Genomic DNA, 15,871 nt, shown 5'->3' with positions numbered 1-15,871 from the left:
CCCTCCTCACCGCCGTCGCGCCCTCTCGGACGCGGCACCCGACCGGAAAGGAACCGCCCTCATGGCTTCACTCCACAGCAGCACCGCACGCACCGCCTCCTCGACCACAGCCTCCTCGACCACCGACTCCTCGACCCTCACCCCGAGGCGCCGTCTCGTGACCGTCCTCGCCGTCACCGCGGCGACCGGCGTGGCCCTCGCCGGGTCGCTCGTCGGCGCGTCGCCCGCACACGCCGCCGACGGCGACGGCTGGGTCCGCGTCGGCCACCTCTCGCCCGACACCAAGTCGGTCGACGTGACCCTGACCTCGCTCGCCGGCGGCCAGGTCGTCATGGACCTCGACGACGTCACGTTCGGCCAGGTCAGCCCGTACCAGGCGCTGACGCCCGGCACCTACGTCGTCTCGATGACCGCCGCCGACGCACCCGCCGACGCGAAGCCGGTCATCACGACGAACGTCACCGTCGACAGCGGACAGCCGATCACGGCCCTCGCCTACGGCCCGAACGACGACCTCGAGACCCGCGTCGTCAAGGACGACCTCACCCCGCCCACGGACGGCCAGGCCAAGGTCCGCCTGTTCCAGGCCGCGACCGTGAGCAAGACCGTCTCGGTCGCGACGACGACGGGCACGACCATCGCGTCGAAGGCCTCGTTCGGCAGCGCCAGCGGCTACGCCGAGGTCGCCGCCGGTCCCTGGAGCCTCGACCTGACCGGCCAGAAGGTCACCGGCACGAGCGACGTCGACCTCGCGGCCGGCAGCATCAACACGCTGTTCGTGCTCGACAACTCGACCGGCGGGCTCACCGTCGTTCCGGTCGTCGACAGCGCGGCCACGGCGCAGGCCCCCGTGGGCGGCGTCCAGACGGGCGGCGGCTACCTGGCCGAGCACCCGGCGAAGGACGAGCCCGCGGGCTTCTGGGCCACCGTCCGCAGCTGGTTCGGGGCCTGAGATCCCGAGGAGGCGCGGTGAGCGACCACCGTCGCCGCGCCTCCTCGGGACCCGCCCGCAGCACCCTGCACGCAGCACGCAGCACCCCGCACGGACTCCGCTCCGTGAGCCACACCGAGACCCTCAGAGGAACGACATGACGAAGAAGACGAAGGCACTGCTCGCCGCAGTGGTCGTCGCGGCCGTGGCCGTGACCGCCGGCATCGCCCTCCTCGTCGTCGGAGCACCCGGCGGCGCCCCCGACCGCACCGCCGGGGGGCCTGCCGAGAGCAGCGACCCCGGCACCGCCGACAGCACTCCCGACGCCCGCAGCGCCACGCAGATCGGCGAGGACTTCCTCGCCGAGTGGGTCGACGACGACGGCCGCGTCGTCCGACGCGACCAGGGCGACGACACCGTCAGCGAGGGCCAGGCCTACGGCATGCTCGTCGCCGCGGCCGTCGGCGACGAAGACCGCTTCGCCGCCATCTGGGACTGGACGAAGGAGGAGCTGGTCCGGCAGGACGGACTGCTCGCCTGGCGCTGGGCCGACGGCGCCGTCGTCGACGACATGCCCGCCAGCGACGCCGACGTCGACGCCGCCAGGGCGCTCGTGCTCGCCGGCGCCGCGTTCGACCGACCCACCTGGACCGCTGACGGGATCCAGCTCGGCACGCACGTGCTCGACGAGATGACGGCGAGCACCGACGTGGGGCGCATCCTGCTCCCCGGTCCCTGGGCCGCCGGCTCCGGCCCGTGGTCGTACAACCCCTCCTACGCCGCGCCGGCCGCCTTCGCGCAGCTCGGCGAGGCCAGCGGCGACCCCCGTTGGGCCGAGCTCGAGCAGGGCTCCCGCGCGGTCACGACGAACGTGCTGACCGCCACGGCCCTGCCGAGCGACTGGGCGCAGGTGCAGCAGGACGGCACCGTCGTCCCCCTGCCGAGCGCCGACGGCTCGTCGGGCACGGTCCAGTACAGCTACGACGCCGGTCGGCTCGCCCTGCGGTACGCCGAGTCGTGCGACCCGGTCGACGTCGCGCTGGCGGCCCGGCTCGCGCCGGTGCTGCAGCGCTACCCCGATCTGCCGATGCAGCTCGACCTGGGCGGCCAGGAGATGGGCCAGGACCAGAGCCCGCTCGCCTACGCCGCCCGTGCCGCCGCGCTCGCCAGTGCGGGAGAGCCCGACGCCGCCGCGGCCGACCTCGGACGTGCCGACGCGCTGGCGCAGTCGACGCCGACCTACTACGGCGCGGCCTGGGCCGCTCTCGCCTCCCTCCAGCTCGACGGCGAGGGCTCGGCTCTCGGCGCCTGCTCGCCCTTGGCGGTGTCCCGATGACCGTGTCGCAGTTCGTCTCGTCGCACCGACGTGCCGCGATCGCGCTCGGCGCGGCCGTGCTGCTGCTCGCCGGTGGCGCCACCGTCGCCGCCGTCGCGGCGCAGCCGGGCGGGTCCGGCGCGGACGCGCAGGGCCCGGCCCCCACCACGGCAACGACGACGTCCGCCTCGCCGAGCGTCGACCCCGCCAGCGGGGCCGCGGGCTCGTTCCAGGATCCGGCGGCGCAGTCGTACACCCCGCCTCCTGCGGGCGCGACGCCCGAGCGGGTGCAGATCCCGTCCATCGGGGTCGACTCCGGCCTCGAGGACCTCGGTCTCGGCGCCGCCGGCGAGCTCGACCCGCCGCAGGCGTGGGAGTCGGCCGGCTGGTACCGCGACGGCACCGTGCCCGGAGCCGTCGGGCCGGCCGTCATCGCCGGCCACGTCGACTCGGGCAGCGGACCCGCCGTGTTCGTCGACCTGGCGAAGCTGGCCGTCGGCGACGAGGTCCAGGTGACCCTCTCGACCGGCACGGTCGAGACCTTCCGCGTCACGGGCAGCGAGCGGACGCCCAAGGCGACGTTCCCCACCAGCGACGTCTACGGCTCGACGCCGACGCCGAGCCTGCGCCTCATCACCTGCGACGGCACGTTCGACCGCTCGACCGGGCACTACGTCGACAACCTCATCGTCTTCGCCGACCTCGTGCCGACGAGCTGACGCCCCGCACGCCCTCAACCCCACCACCCGGCGGCCGACGCACCCGACGCGCCGGCCCGCACAGCACCGCCGCACCACCTCACCCGACCCGCACCGCCCTTCTCTCCGACCCGACCGGAAAGGACCACCCCGTGAACGACGCGCTCGTGATCATCCCCACCTACGACGAGAGGGAGAACCTCGACATGATCGTCAGCCGGACCCTCACGTCCGGAGCCGCCGTCGACGTGCTCGTCGTCGACGACGGCTCGCCCGACGGTACCGGCGACCTCGCCGACAGCTGGGCCGACCGCGAGCCCCGCGTGCACGTGATGCACCGCACCGAGAAGGCGGGCCTCGGCGCCGCCTACCTCGCCGGCTTCGCCTGGGGCCTCGAGCGCGGCTACGAGGCGATCGTCGAGATGGACGCCGACGGCTCGCACCACCCCGAGGACCTGCCGCGCCTGCTCGGCCTGCTCGCCGACGACGACCTCGTGCTCGGCTCGCGCTGGGTGCCGGGCGGCGAGGTCGAGAACTGGCCGCTGCGGCGTGAGCTGCTCAGCCGCGGCGGCAGCTGGTACACCCGCGGTGCCCTCGGCATCCGCGTGGCCGACACGACGGGCGGGTTCCGCGCGTTCCGTGCCTCGGCCCTCCGCCGCATCGACCTCGACGCCGTCGAGTCGCGCGGCTACTGCTTCCAGGTCGACCTGCTCTGGCGCGCCCTCCAGGCGGGCCTCCGGGTCGTCGAGACTCCGATCACGTTCACCGAGCGCGTCCACGGCGCCTCGAAGATGAGCGGTTCGATCGTCAGGGAGTCGCTGACCAAGGTGACCCTCTGGGGTCTCCGCCGACGGGGGCGTGCCCTCGTCGAGCTGGTCGTGCGACACCGTCGCCTGCCGAGCGTCCGCGCGACGTCGCACCGGGTCGGGCCCGTCGTGCGCCACGCGCAGGCGCGCTAGCAGGGAGGCGGCACCGTCCGCACGGCAGGGGTGGTCAGCCCCGGCCGTGCGGACGTCGTCATGTCCGGGCCCGGTCGAGCGGAGCGGCTAGCGGACCACCGCGACCGAGTGCGGCGGCAGCACCAGCTCGGCGCCGGCCGCGATCGAGTCGTCGCTGGCGAAGAGCACGGAGGAGGCGGGCACGTCGACCCGCGCCTCCTGCGTCCCGAAGTTGACGGCCACCCGGATCGTGCCCCGGGTCATCACGAACCAGCCGGCCTCGGCGTCGTGCTCGACCGAGGTGCGGCCGAGGCGCGGGTCGGTGAGCTCGGGCTCGGCGCGGCGCAGGGCCGTGAGCTGCTGGTAGGCGTCGAGCAGCAGGGCGTGGCGCCCGCGCCCGAGCTCCGACCAGTCGAGCTTCGAGTCCTCGAACGTCTGCGGGTCCTGGGGGTCGGGCACGACCGACTCGTCCCAGCCCGACTTGGCGAACTCGGCGATGCGGCCCTTCGCGGTGGCCTCGCCGAGCTCCTTCTCGGGGTGCGACGTGAAGAACTGCCACGGGGTCGACGCGCCCCACTCCTCGCCCATGAAGAGCATCGGGGTGTACGGCGAGGTGAGGGTCAGCGCCGCGGCGATCTGCAGCTGCCCGTCGTCGAGGGTGGCCGCGAGGCGGTCGCCGACGGCGCGGTTGCCGATCTGGTCGTGGTTCTGGTTGGCCACGACGAGGCGCCAGGCGGGCATGTGCCGGGCGTCGACCGGGTGGCCGTGGTCGGCCTCGCGGAACGACGACCAGGTCCCGTCGTGGAAGAAGCCCTTCGTGACGACCTTGGCCAGCGAGTCGAGCGACGCGAAGTCGGCGTACCAGCTGTTCGTCTCGCCGGTCAGGGCGACGTGCAGCGCGTGGTGGAAGTCGTCGCTCCACTGCCCGTCGAGGCCCCAGCCCTGACGGTGGTCGGGGCCGAAGCCGCCGCCGTCGCGAGGCGTGACGAGGCGGGCGTCGTTCAGGTCGCTCTCGGCGATCAGCGTCAGCGGACGGCTCAGGTGGGCGCTGAGGGCGGCGGTGCGCTCGCCCATCTCCTGCAGCAGGTGCACGGGGCTGTCGTCGACGAGCGCGTGCACGGCGTCGAGCCGGAGGGCGTCGACGTGGAACCGCTCGAACCACATCAGCGCGTTGTCGAGGATGAACTCGCGCACCTCGTGCGAGCCCTCGTCGTCGAGGTTGACGTTGTCGCCCCACGTGTTCGCGTGCTTGCTCGACAGGTACGGGCCGAACACGGGCAGGTAGTTGCCCGAGGGGCCGAGGTGGTTGTAGACGACGTCCTGCACGACGCCGAGCCCCGCGGCGTGGGCGGCGTCGACGAAGCGCTGGTACGCGTCGGGCCCGCCGTAGTTGTCGGTGACCGTGAACCAGTCGACCCCGTCGTAGCCCCAGTTCCAGCGACCGTTGACGCCGTTGACCGGCAGGAGCTCGACGAGGTCGACGCCGAGCTCGACCAGGTGCGGCAGCTTCGCGATCGCCGAGTCGAGGGTGCCGTCGGGCGTGAAGGTGCCGACGTGCAGCTCGTAGATCACCGCGCCGGCGAGCTGACGACCCGTCCAGGAGGCGTCGGTCCAGTCGAACGAGTCGCCGTCCCAGGTCTCGCTCAGGCCGTGCACCCCGTCGGGCTGGCGCCGCGACCGCGGGTCGGGCAGCGGCGTCTCGCCGTCGTCGACGAGGAACCCGTAGCGGTGGCCGGGCCCGCGGTCGAGGTCGGCGGCCGCTCGCCACCACCCGGTGGCGGCCTCGTGCTCGAGCGGCAGCACGTCGCCGTCGAGGTGCAGCTGCACGGTGGTCGCGGTGGGTGCCCAGACGTCGTAGACGCTCATCGGTCTCCTCGGGAGGTGTGGTGGTCGGGAAGGTGCAGGTGGTCGGGAGGCCGCGGGCAGGACGACGAACCGCCGACCCGCAGGGGGTCGACGGTAGTCGTGCGGAGGGCCGCTGTTACTGCTCGGCGCCGCTCTCTTGCTGTCCGTCCGCCGGGACGAGCAGCGCGACGGGGTACGTGTCGAGCACGTCGGCGAGGCGCAGACGCCCGCCCTCGTGCACGCGCCCGGTGAGGACGTCGCGCCAGCGCCGGCCCTGGACGAGGACGACGGTGTCGCCCCAGCCCCCGGCCTGCTCGAGGGCGACGGGCAGGCGCGTCGCGATGGTCAGCGCGCCGCCGCGGTCGGCGGCCACGGCCGAGTCGGCCTGGTCGCCGAACACCGGCAGGGCGCCGTAGCGCGTGAACAGCTCCGGGCGGTCGCGACGGAGCGTCAGTGCCCGGTGCGTGACGAGCAGCTTCGCCGCGCCCGTCTCGTCGACCGGCGGCGTCTCGCCGGCCGCGACCTGGTCGAGGAGGCGGCGGCGCAGCGCGAAGTCGACCTCGCGACGGTTGTCCGGGTCGACGAGCGAGTGGTCCCACAGCTCCCCGCCCTGGTACACGTCGGGGCTGCCGGGGCCCGTGAGCTGGAGCAGGGCGAGGCCGAGCGAGTTGCTGCGGCCGGGGGCGCGGACGACGTCGACGATCCTCTCGATCTCGTGCCGCACCTCCTCGTGGTCGAAGACCGCGTCGATGGCCGCGTGCATGCGCTCCTCGAAGGCCTCGGCGTCCGCGGTGCGGTCGGTCCACGTGGTCGAGGTGCTCGCCTCGCGGCTCGCCTTCTCGGCGTAGGCGTGCAGGCGCTCGCGCGACGCGGGCCAGGCGCCGACGACGCTCTGCCAGAGGATGTTCTCGAACGGGCCGTCGCCGATCGGGGCGAGGTCGCGGAGGCGCTCGAGGGTCGCCGTCCACTCGTCGCCGATCTCGGAGAGCACGGTGATGCGCGAGCGCACGTCGGCGCTGCGCTTCGTGTCGTGCGTCGACAGCGTCGTCATGCCGAAGGGCCGCTCGGCCAGGCGGGCCTGCTGGCGAGCGTGGAACTCGGCGGGCGTCAGCGAGAACTCGGCGGGGTCCGCGCCGACCTCGGTGAGGGTGGCGAGGCGGCTGTAGCGGTAGAACGCCGTGTCCTCGACGCCCTTGGCCATCACCATGCCGCTGGTCTGCTGGAAGCGCACGGACGCCGGGTGCGACTCGTCGGCCAGGACGGCGACGACGCGGGCGATCTCGTCCGCGAGGTCGGGGCGGCTCCCGGTCGCGACCTCGGCCGCACGGGCCAGCTGGTCGGCGCCCTGCGGGAGGTAGCTCCGGTAGACCGGGAACGCGGCGGCGAGCTCGGCGAGGGCGTCGACGACGGCCTCGTCCGCGCGCCCGTCGTCCGAGACGAGGCGCGCCAGGCGGCGGATCTCGCTGCCGAGGATGCCGTCCGCGATGCCGCGCTTGGTGCCGAGGATCATCCGGTGCCAGTCGACCGCCTCGTCCGAGGCGCGGGCGTCGCCGTCCGCGGGGGAGTGCGCGCTGTCGTCGTCGGCGCGGAGGCGCGAGTCGAGGCCGTCGAGCGCGGCGGCGCCGCGGGGGTCGACGAAGACCCGGTCGAGGTCGGCGAGGGCGTCGTAGCCCGTGGTGCCGTCCGTCGCCCAGTCCTCGGGGAGGCGCTCGTCGCCCTCGAGGATCTTCTCGACGAGCACGTGGGCGCCGCCGGTCAGCGCGGCGAGCCGGTCGAGGTAGGCGCCCGGGTCGGCGAGGCCGTCCGGGTGGTCGACGCGCAGACCGTCGACGAGGCCCTCGCGGAACCAGCGCCCGATCTCGGCGTGCGACTCGTCGAACACCCAGCCCTCCTCGACGCGGATGCCGGCGAGGGTGTTCACCGCGAAGAACCGGCGGTAGTTGAGGTCGGTGTCGGCGCGCTTCCAGTGCACGAGCTCGTACGACTGGCGGGCGTGCACGGCGGCGGCGTCGGCAGGGCCGTCCGCGGCGTCGCCGAGGGTGCCGGGCGCGATCGGGTAGACGTTCTCGTAGTAGTGCAGCTCGCCGTCGACGACCTCGAGGCCCTCGATCCGGCCGTCGGAGCCTGCCGGCTCGCCGAGCACGGGCAGCAGCACCTTGCCGCCGCCGGCCGCCCAGTCGACGTCGAACGCGTCGGCGTACCTGCTGTCCCGACCGTGCGTGAGCAGGTCCCACCACCAGGTGCTGGCCTTCGGGGTCGCGACGCCGACGTGGTTCGGCACGATGTCGACGAGCACGCCGAGGTCGGCGCCGTGCGCGCGCTCGGACAGCGCGTCGAGTCCGGCCGTGCCGCCGCGGTCGGGGTCGACCCGGCTGTGGTCGACGACGTCGTAGCCGTGGTCGCTGCCGGGCTCGGCCTCGAGCACCGGCGACAGGTAGACCCAGTCGGCGCCGAGGTCGCGAAGATACTGCACCTGGTCGGCCGCCGCGAACAGGTCGAAGCCCGCCCTGATCTGCAGCCGGTAGGTGGATCGGGGGTGGTCGTGTCGGGTCACGCGTGCTCCTCGGCCGTGGCTCGGAGGACGACGAGGGAACGGCCCGCCACGGGGAGCCGGTCGCCGGCGAGCAGCGCGGCAGGGACCTGCGGCGTGCTGGGGGGCTGGGTGGTGGTCGCGGCGCGCGTCGCGGTCGGCGTGCGCGGAGCGGACTGGGCCGGGGGCGGAGGCGCGGCGACGGTGCTGTCGACGACCACCTCCCACCCTTCGGCGTACTCGTCGGGCGGCAGGACGAAGGTGACCGTCTCGGCGCTCGCGTTGAAGTACAGGACGAAGTTCACGTCGGTGATGCGGCCGCCGCGCTGGTCGCGCCCCCGGATGCCGTCGCCGTTGAGGAACATGCCGATCGCCTTGGCGTAGGACTCGTTCCACTCGCCTTCCTGCATGGCGTCGCCCTCGGGCGTCAGCCAGACGATGTCGGGCAGCGGCTCGCCCTCGCCCCGGGTGACGGGACGGCCGTTGAAGTAGCGCTGACGACGGAACGTGGGGTGGTCGTGCCGCAGCTTGATCACCTCGGCGACGAACTCGACGAGCTCGCGGTCCGCCGCCTCCCAGTCGATCCAGCTGATCGGGCTGTCCTGCGCGTAGGTGTTGTTGTTGCCGCGCTGGGTGCGGCCCAGCTCGTCGCCGTGCAGCAGCATCGGGACGCCCTGGCTGAGCAGCAGGGTCGCGAGGAAGCTGCGCTGGCGCTGCTCGCGGAGGGCGCGCACCTGCGGGTCGTCGGTCTCGCCCTCGACGCCGCTGTTCCACGAGCGGTTGTGGCTCTCGCCGTCGGCGCCGCCCTCGCCGTTCGCGTCGTTCTGCTTCTCGTTGTAGCTGACGAGGTCGCGCATGGTGAAGCCGTCGTGCGCCGTCACGAAGTTGATGCTCGCGACCGGGCGGCGTCCGTCGCGTTCGTACAGGTCGGCCGAGCCGGTGATGCGGCTCGCGAACTCGCCGAGCGTGGAGGGCTCGCCGCGCCAGAAATCGCGGACGGTGTCGCGGTACTTGCCGTTCCACTCGGTCCACTGCGGCGGGAAGTTGCCGACCTGGTAGCCGCCGGGGCCGACGTCCCACGGCTCGGCGATCAGCTTGACCTGGGACACGATCGGGTCCTGCTGCACGAGCTCGAAGAAGGTCGACAGCCGGTCGACCTCGTAGAACTCGCGGGCGAGGGAGGCGGCGAGGTCGAAGCGGAAGCCGTCGACGTGCATCTCGGTCACCCAGTAGCGCAGGCTGTCCATGATCAGCTGCAGCGAGTGCGGGTGGCGGACGTTGAGGCTGTTGCCGGTGCCCGTGTAGTCCATGTAGTGCTTGGCGTCGCCGTCCATCAGCCGGTAATAGGCGGCGTTGTCGATGCCCTTGAACGACAGGGTCGGCCCGAGGTGGTTGCCCTCGGCGGTGTGGTTGTAGACGACGTCGATGATGACCTCGATGCCGGCGGCGTGCAGCACCCGGACCATCGTCTTGAACTCCTGCACCTGCTGGCCGATGTCGCCCGTCGCCGAGTAGGCCGCGTGCGGCGCGAAGAAGCCGATGGTGTTGTAGCCCCAGTAGTTGCTGAGGCCCTTCTCGAGCAGCGTGTTGTCCTGCACGAACTGGTGCACGGGCATCAGCTCGAGGGTCGTGATGCCGAGCTTCTTGAGGTGCTCGATGATCGCCGGGTGGGCGACGCCGGCGTAGGTGCCGCGCTCGTCCTCGGGGATGTCGGGGTGCGTCTCGGTGAGGCCCTTGACGTGCGCCTCGTAGATGACGGTCTCGTCGTAGCTGTACTTCGGGGGGCGGTCGCCCTGCCAGTCGAAGAACGGGTTGATGACGACGCCGAGCATCATGTGCGGGCCGCTGTCGTCGTCGTTCCGCGAGTCGGGGTCGCCGAAGTGGTACGCGAAGAGCGACTCGTCCCAGTCGATCTCGCCGCAGGTGGCCTTGGCGTACGGGTCGAGCAGCAGCTTGGCGGGGTTGGCCCGCGAGCCCGCCGCGGGGTCGTAGTCGCCGTGGACGCGGTAGCCGTACTTCTGCCCGGGCTGCACCGTCGGCAGGTAGGCGTGCCAGACGTAGGCGTCGACCTCGGTGAGGGGAACGCGCGTCTCGGCGCCGTCGGCGTCGAAGAGGCACAGCTCGACCTTGCTGGCCGCCTCGCTGAAGATCGCGAAGTTGGTGCCGCTGCCGTCGTAGGTGGCGCCGAGCGGATAGGGGTTGCCTGGCCAGGTGTGCAATCGGACCTCCGGGTCGTGGACCACGTCAGCCTACGGGCAGCGGGCGCACCGGGGCCGCCGCGCCTAGCGTCGAGGCCATGACGACCGCAGCGCTGCCGACGACGGCAGCTGTCCTCGACCCTCGCCCGCGCCTCCTCGGGGCGGTGTCGTCGTGAGGGTCGTCGTGATCGGCGCGACGGGACACGTCGGCGGGTACCTCGTGCCGCGGCTCGTGCTCGCCGGGCACGACGTCGTCGCCGTGTCGCGCGGCGCCTCGGCGCCCTACCGCGAGCACGCCGCCTGGGCGGGCGTCGAGCGGGTGCAGCTCGACCGCGAGGCCGGCGACGCCGACGGCTCGTTCGGCCGGGCGATCGCCGACCTGCACGCGGACGTCGTCGTCGACCTGATCTGCTTCACGCCCGCCTCCGCGCTGTCGCTCGTCGAGGCGCTGCGGGGCAGCGGCACCGTGCTGCTGCACTGCGGCACCATCTGGGTGCACGGCCCGTCGGCCGAGGTGCCGGTGACCGAGGAGGCGCGGCGCACGCCGGTCGGCGAGTACGGCACGCAGAAGGCCGAGATCGAGCGCCTGCTGCTCGCCGAGTCGCGACGGCCCGGCGGCGTGCAGAGCGCCGTGCTGCACCCCGGGCACATCACCGGGCCCGGCTGGCCGATGATCAACGCCGTCGGCAACCTCGACCTCGACGTGTGGGAGGCGCTCGCCGCGGGGCGCGAGGTCGTCATGCCGGGCCTCGGGCTCGAGACGGTCCACCACGTGCACGCCGACGACGTGGCGCAGGCGTTCCAGCGGGCCGTCGAGCGTCCGGCGCAGGCCGTGGGGGAGTCGTTCCACGTCGTCAGCGACCGCGCGGTCACCCTGCGCGGCCTCGCCGAGCAGGTCGCGAGGACCTTCGGGCAGGAGGCGCACCTCACGTTCGCGTCGTTCGAGGACTTCCGGGCGCAGCGCAGCGCCGAGTCGGCGGACGCGTCGTGGCAGCACCTCTCGCGCAGCCACTCGATGAGCATCGACAAGGCCCGGCGTCTGCTCGGCTACGCGCCGCGGTGGACGTCGGTCGAGGCGATCGTCGAGGGTCTCGAGTGGCTGCGTGCCGACGGGCAGCTCACCCTCGCCTGACCTGCCTCCTCATTCAGGAAGATCGCGCCTGATCCCCGCAACGGAGGTGCCGATCGTCCTGAACCGTGCACAGCTCAGGAGGCGCGAGCGCTGTCTTCCTGATCTGTGACCGACGCCCGTCCACACAGTCGGGCCGCGGCGGCGCTATGATCGGCGGCACACACACGGGAGTCCGGTGATCCGGGCTGAGAGGAAGCGATCCACGCTTCGACCGTCGAACCTGATCTGGATCATGCCAGCGCAGGGAGGAGAGAACATGTCCGTTTCCGTGTCCGCGAACGAGGCCCAGCCCGGTCGCCAGGATCGTCCGACAGCATCGTCGTCGCACCAGTCGCCGCCGAGGTCGCCCAGGCCGTCGCGCCGCTGGCGCGTCGTCGACATCGTCGTCGCCAGCGTCATCGGCGTCGCCTGCGGCGTCGTCTTCTGGGCCTGGGGCCTCGCGTGGGAGCCGCTCAGCAACCTGCTGGCCTTCACGCCCGGCCTCTCGGGCCTGCTCTCGGGCGGCTGGCTCTTCGCCGGCGTGCTCGGCGGGCTGATCATCCGCAAGCCGGGCGCCGCGGTCTACACCGAGGTGATGGCCGCCGTGGTGTCGATGCTGATCGGCACGCAGTGGGGCTTCTCGACCCTGATCTGGGGCGTCGTCGAGGGCCTCGGCGCCGAGCTCGTCTTCGCTGCGTTCCTGTACTCGTCGTGGCGCCTCCACGTCGCCCTCCTCGCCGGGGCCGGCGCGGGCGTCGCGGTCGCCCTGCTCGACACCTCGTTCTCGTCGATCGCCGCGACCGCGCTCGAGTTCAAGGTCGTCTACGGCATCAGCGCCGTCGTCTCCGGCGTCGTGCTGGCAGGCCTGCTCTCCTGGCTCGCCGCCCGGGGGCTCGCCCGCACCGGCGCGCTCAGCCGCTTCGCCTCCGGCCGCTCGGCCGAGGCACGCGTCTGAGCAAGGCGACCTCGACGACGTGACCGCCTCCTCCGGTGCCCGGGTCGACGCCCGCGGCTGGGGGTGGCGGCACGCCGGCCGGATCCTCCCGGCCGTGTCCGAGCTCGACCTCGTCGTCGAGCCGGGCGAGCGCGTGCTGTTGCTCGGCGCCTCCGGGGCCGGCAAGTCCACCCTGCTCGCCGGGCTCGCCGGCGTGCTGGGCGGCGACGACGAGGGCGACGCCCGCGGCGAGCTGCTCGTCGACGGGCGTCCCCCGGCCGAGCAGCGCGGCCGCGTCGGGCTGGTGCTGCAGGATCCCGACTCGCAGGTCGTCCTCGCCCGCGTCGGCGACGACGTGGCCTTCGGCTGCGAGAACATCGGCGTGCCGCGCGACGAGACGTGGCGCCGCGTCGACGACGCCCTCGACGCCGTCGGGCTCGACCTGCCGCGCTCGTGGCCGACCGCCCAGCTGAGCGGCGGGCAGAAGCAGCGCCTCGCGCTCGCCGGCGCCCTCGCGATGCGACCGGGGCTCGTCCTGCTCGATGAGCCGACGGCGAACCTCGACCCCGAGGGCGTCGTCGAGGTGCGCGACGCCGTCGCCCGGGTCGCCGAGCGGACCGGGGCGACGCTCGTCGTCGTCGAGCACCGCGTCTCCGTCTGGCTGCCCGTCGTCGACCGCGTCGTCGTGCTCGCCGCGGGCGGGGGAGTCCTCGCCGACGGCGCCCCCGAGGAGGTGCTCGACCGGCAGCGCGGACGGCTCACGGAGGCAGGGGTGTGGGTCCCCGGGGTCGTGCCGGAGCCGCCCGTCCGGCTCCGCGCCTCCTCGAGGGGCCCGCTGCTCGAGGCATCCGGGCTGGCGGTGGGCCACCGCAGCCCGCGCGGCCGTGCCGTCGCCTCCGGCATCGACCTGACGGTCCACGACGCCCGCACGCTGGCCGTGACCGGCCCCAACGGCGCGGGCAAGTCGACGCTCGCCCTGACGCTCGCCGGCCTGCTCGCCCCGGTCTCCGGCGAGCTGCGTGCCACGCCCGAGCTCGCGGCCGGGGCGGGCGAGGCACCCGTGCGGTGGCGCTCGCGCGAGCTGCTCACCCGGGTCGGCACGGTGTTCCAGGACCCGGAGCACCAGTTCCTCACCCCCACCGTGCGTCGCGAGCTGGCGATCGGGCCGGAGGCGCTCGGCGAGCCGGCCGCGCAGGTCGACGAGCGCGTCGACGAGCTGCTGACCCGCCTCCGGCTGGACCACCTCGCCGGCGCGAACCCGTTCACGCTGTCCGGGGGCGAGAAGCGGCGCCTGTCGGTGGCGACCGTCCTCGCGTCGCGGCCCCGCCTCCTCGTGCTCGACGAGCCGACCTTCGGGCAGGACGCCCGCACCTGGCGCGAGCTCGTGGCTCTGCTGGCGGCGCTCGTCGACGAGGGCCGCAGCGTCGTCGCGGTCACCCACGACGCCGAGTTCGTCGCCGCGCTGGCCGACGACGTGGTCGTCCTCGAGCGGCCCGTCGTCGTGGGGGAGGCGCGGTGAGCCTGCTCGAGGCGGTCGAGACCGACCGCGTCGTCGGGCGGGTCAACCCCGTCGCGAAGCTCCTCGCCGCGCTCGTCGTGTCGGTGGTGCTGCTGCTCTCGATCGACTGGGTGTCGGCGGGGGTGGCGCTCGGTCTCGAGCTGCTGCTGCTGCCCTGGGCGGGACTCTCGGCGAGGCAGCTGCTCCGGAGGACGGCGCCGCTCTGGATCGCGGCGCCGATGTCGGTCGTCGTCACGGTGCTCTACGGCCGCGACGACGGCGCCGTGCTGCTGCAGTTCTGGTGGATCAGCGTGACGGAGGGGTCCGTCTCGTTGGCCTTCGCCATCGGCCTGCGCATCCTCGCGGTCGGCATCCCCGGCATCGTCTTGCTCGCCACGACCGACCCCACCGACCTCGCCGACGGCCTCGCCCAGGTGCTGCGGCTGCCGGCGCGGTTCGTGCTCGGCGGCCTCGCGGGGCTCCGGCTCGCCGGGCTGTTCGCGGACGACTGGCGCCAGCTCGCCCTCGCCCGTCGGGCACGGGGCGTCGCCGACGCCCGCGGCCCGGTCGCCGCCGCACGCCGCCTCGCCGGGCAGGCGTTCGCCCTGCTGGTCCTGTCGGTGCGGCGCGGGAGCAAGCTCGCGACCGCGATGGAGGCGAAGGGCTTCGGCTCGGACACGGAGCGCACCTGGGCCCGGCCGTCGACCGTGGGGCTCCGGGACGCCGTGCTGGTCGTGATCGGCGTGCTCGTCGCGGCGGCTGCCGTCACGGCCGCGGTGCTCGCGGGGACCTGGGAGTTCGTCCTTGCCTGACGTCGGGGCAGGCGAGGCTGGCTCGCCGGCCGTGGGCTCGCCGGGCGTGCGCCCGCGCGACGCCGTCGTCGACCTGCTGACGAGGGCGCAGGAGGCGCGGGCCCGCGGAGACAGGGTGGTGCTGCTGATCGACGGCCGGTCGGGCTCGGGCAAGACCACGCTGGCGCGTCACCTGGTCGACGCGTGGCCGGTGGACCAGCTCGGGCCGGTCCAGCTCGTCCACCTCGACGACGTCTACCCGGGCTGGCACGGGCTCGAGGCGGCGTCGCGGATCGTCGAGTCGGGGATCCTGGCGGCGGCGGACCCGGGGTGGACCACGTGGGACTGGGAGCACGGCGTGCCGGGGGAGGGGCGGACGCTCGACCCGGCCGTCTCGGTGGTCGTCGAGGGCGCCGGGGCGCTGACCCGCGCCTCCTCGGCCCTGGCGACGCTGTGCGTCTGGCTGGAGCTCGACGACGAGAAGCGGCGGTCCCGTGCGCTGGGGCGCGACGGCGCGACCTACGAGCCGTGGTGGGACGTGTGGGCCGAGCAGGAGGAACGTCACCTCGCGGTCGAGGACCCGCGGAGCCTCGCCGACGTCGTGGTGGACGTCGGGCCCGGCGACTCCGTCGGCGGCTCGACCGACGACCCCGTCGGCGGCCCGGCGGGCTAGGCCCAGCCGAGCTCGTGCAGCTGGGCGTCGTCGATGCCGTAGAAGTGCGCGATCTCGTGGACGAGCGTCACGTGGATCTCGTCGCGGAGCTCCGCCTCGGTGTCGACGACGGCGAGGTGCGGCTCGCGGTAGAGGATGATCCGGTCGGGCAGCTCGCCGAAGCCGTAGGTGCCGCGCTCGGTGAGGGCGACGCCGTCGTAGAGGCCGAGCAGGTCGAGGGAGCCGTCCTCGGGGCGGTCGTCGGTGACGAAGACGACGTTGTCGAGACCGTCGACCATGTCGTCGGGCAGCTCGTCGAGCTCTGCCACCACCAGCTCGTCGAACCGCGCGAGGCTCAGCGTCGCCGGGTCGATGCCTGCCGCCGCCGCGCCGTCAGCTCTCTCGTCGTCCACCGGCCCAGCGTTCCACA

13 protein-coding genes and 1 riboswitch are annotated in these 15,871 nt (G+C 73.7%); of the genes, 9 read left to right on the top strand and 4 right to left on the bottom strand.

Annotated features, from left to right (window positions below; translation table 11 throughout):
• Positions 1-61 precede the first annotated feature (61 nt).
• From ACZZ97_RS09275 to ACZZ97_RS09260, 4 genes are all read left to right on the top strand, one after another.
• Positions 62-952 (top strand): DUF4397 domain-containing protein, encoded by an 891-nt coding sequence (locus ACZZ97_RS09275; RefSeq protein ID WP_314102887.1) that lies wholly within the window; start codon positions 62-64, stop codon positions 950-952.
• 136 nt (positions 953-1,088) lie between these two features.
• Positions 1,089-2,267 carry a glycosyl hydrolase family 8 gene (locus tag ACZZ97_RS09270; protein ID WP_463472963.1) on the top strand — a complete coding sequence of 393 codons (1,179 nt, stop codon included), beginning with the start codon at positions 1,089-1,091 and terminating at the stop codon, positions 2,265-2,267.
• Positions 2,264-2,965, top strand: coding sequence for a class F sortase (locus tag ACZZ97_RS09265; RefSeq protein ID WP_463472962.1), 702 nt, complete (start codon positions 2,264-2,266; stop codon positions 2,963-2,965). Before ACZZ97_RS09270 ends, ACZZ97_RS09265 begins: the two co-directional genes overlap by 4 nt.
• Before the next feature lie 131 nt (positions 2,966-3,096).
• The gene (locus tag ACZZ97_RS09260; RefSeq protein ID WP_314102619.1) at positions 3,097-3,903 is read left to right on the top strand and encodes a polyprenol monophosphomannose synthase; all 807 of its coding nucleotides are present in this window, start codon (positions 3,097-3,099) and stop codon (positions 3,901-3,903) included.
• 87 nt (positions 3,904-3,990) lie between these two features.
• Here ACZZ97_RS09260 and treZ read toward each other — a convergent pair whose 3' ends face one another.
• The 3 genes from treZ to glgX all read right to left on the bottom strand — a co-directional run bounded on the left by treZ (position 3,991) and on the right by glgX (position 10,476).
• Positions 3,991-5,748, bottom strand: a complete 1,758-nt coding sequence (treZ, locus tag ACZZ97_RS09255; RefSeq protein WP_463472961.1) for a malto-oligosyltrehalose trehalohydrolase — start codon at positions 5,746-5,748, stop codon at positions 3,991-3,993.
• Positions 5,749-5,863: 115 nt separating this feature from the next.
• Complete coding sequence (gene treY, locus ACZZ97_RS09250) at positions 5,864-8,281, bottom strand: malto-oligosyltrehalose synthase (protein WP_463472960.1); 2,418 nt, start codon at positions 8,279-8,281, stop codon at positions 5,864-5,866.
• On the bottom strand, positions 8,278-10,476 hold the full coding sequence (gene glgX, locus ACZZ97_RS09245; RefSeq protein WP_314102625.1) for a glycogen debranching protein GlgX: 2,199 nt from the start codon (positions 10,474-10,476) through the stop codon (positions 8,278-8,280). The genes treY and glgX overlap by 4 nt, the downstream gene beginning before the upstream one ends.
• A gap of 163 nt (positions 10,477-10,639) precedes the next feature.
• On the opposite strand from glgX, the gene ACZZ97_RS09240 reads away from it, so the two are divergent.
• From ACZZ97_RS09240 to ACZZ97_RS09220, 5 genes are all read left to right on the top strand, one after another.
• A complete protein-coding gene (locus ACZZ97_RS09240; protein WP_463472959.1) occupies positions 10,640-11,587 on the top strand; it encodes an NAD-dependent epimerase/dehydratase family protein in 948 nt (315 codons plus the stop codon).
• 154 nt (positions 11,588-11,741) lie between these two features.
• Positions 11,742-11,852: riboswitch (TPP riboswitch) on the top strand.
• Positions 11,844-12,521 carry an ECF transporter S component gene (locus tag ACZZ97_RS09235; protein WP_463472958.1) on the top strand — a complete coding sequence of 226 codons (678 nt, stop codon included), beginning with the start codon at positions 11,844-11,846 and terminating at the stop codon, positions 12,519-12,521. Its footprint overlaps the riboswitch before it by 9 nt.
• 19 nt (positions 12,522-12,540) lie before the next feature.
• Complete coding sequence (locus ACZZ97_RS09230) at positions 12,541-14,019, top strand: ABC transporter ATP-binding protein (protein WP_463472957.1); 1,479 nt, start codon at positions 12,541-12,543, stop codon at positions 14,017-14,019.
• Positions 14,016-14,810, top strand: coding sequence for an energy-coupling factor transporter transmembrane component T family protein (locus ACZZ97_RS09225; protein ID WP_463472956.1), 795 nt, complete (start codon positions 14,016-14,018; stop codon positions 14,808-14,810). Before ACZZ97_RS09230 ends, ACZZ97_RS09225 begins: the two co-directional genes overlap by 4 nt.
• A complete protein-coding gene (locus ACZZ97_RS09220) occupies positions 14,803-15,462 on the top strand; it encodes a nucleoside/nucleotide kinase family protein (protein ID WP_463472955.1) in 660 nt (219 codons plus the stop codon). The genes ACZZ97_RS09225 and ACZZ97_RS09220 overlap by 8 nt, the downstream gene beginning before the upstream one ends.
• Here ACZZ97_RS09220 and ACZZ97_RS09215 read toward each other — a convergent pair.
• Positions 15,459-15,740 (bottom strand): metallopeptidase family protein, encoded by a 282-nt coding sequence (locus ACZZ97_RS09215; RefSeq protein WP_314101166.1) that lies wholly within the window; start codon positions 15,738-15,740, stop codon positions 15,459-15,461. The genes ACZZ97_RS09220 and ACZZ97_RS09215 overlap by 4 nt on opposite strands.
• Between the last annotated feature and the right edge of the window lie 131 nt (positions 15,741-15,871).

The organism is Frigoribacterium sp. AC512 (assembly GCF_979258295.1).
Note: the sequence above shows the minus strand (reverse complement) of the source record. Positions and strands in the feature narration are given on the sequence as shown.

Coding starts and splice junctions, on each gene's coding strand:
- ACZZ97_RS09275 (WP_314102887.1), top strand. CDS start 62: ATGGCTTCACTCCACAGCAGCACCGCACGCACCGCCTCCTCGACCACA.
- ACZZ97_RS09270 (WP_463472963.1), top strand. CDS start 1,089: ATGACGAAGAAGACGAAGGCACTGCTCGCCGCAGTGGTCGTCGCGGCC.
- ACZZ97_RS09265 (WP_463472962.1), top strand. CDS start 2,264: ATGACCGTGTCGCAGTTCGTCTCGTCGCACCGACGTGCCGCGATCGCG.
- treZ (WP_463472961.1), bottom strand. CDS start 5,748: ATGAGCGTCTACGACGTCTGGGCACCCACCGCGACCACCGTGCAGCTG.
- ACZZ97_RS09235 (WP_463472958.1), top strand. CDS start 11,844: ATGTCCGTTTCCGTGTCCGCGAACGAGGCCCAGCCCGGTCGCCAGGAT.
- ACZZ97_RS09215 (WP_314101166.1), bottom strand. CDS start 15,740: ATGGTCGACGGTCTCGACAACGTCGTCTTCGTCACCGACGACCGCCCC.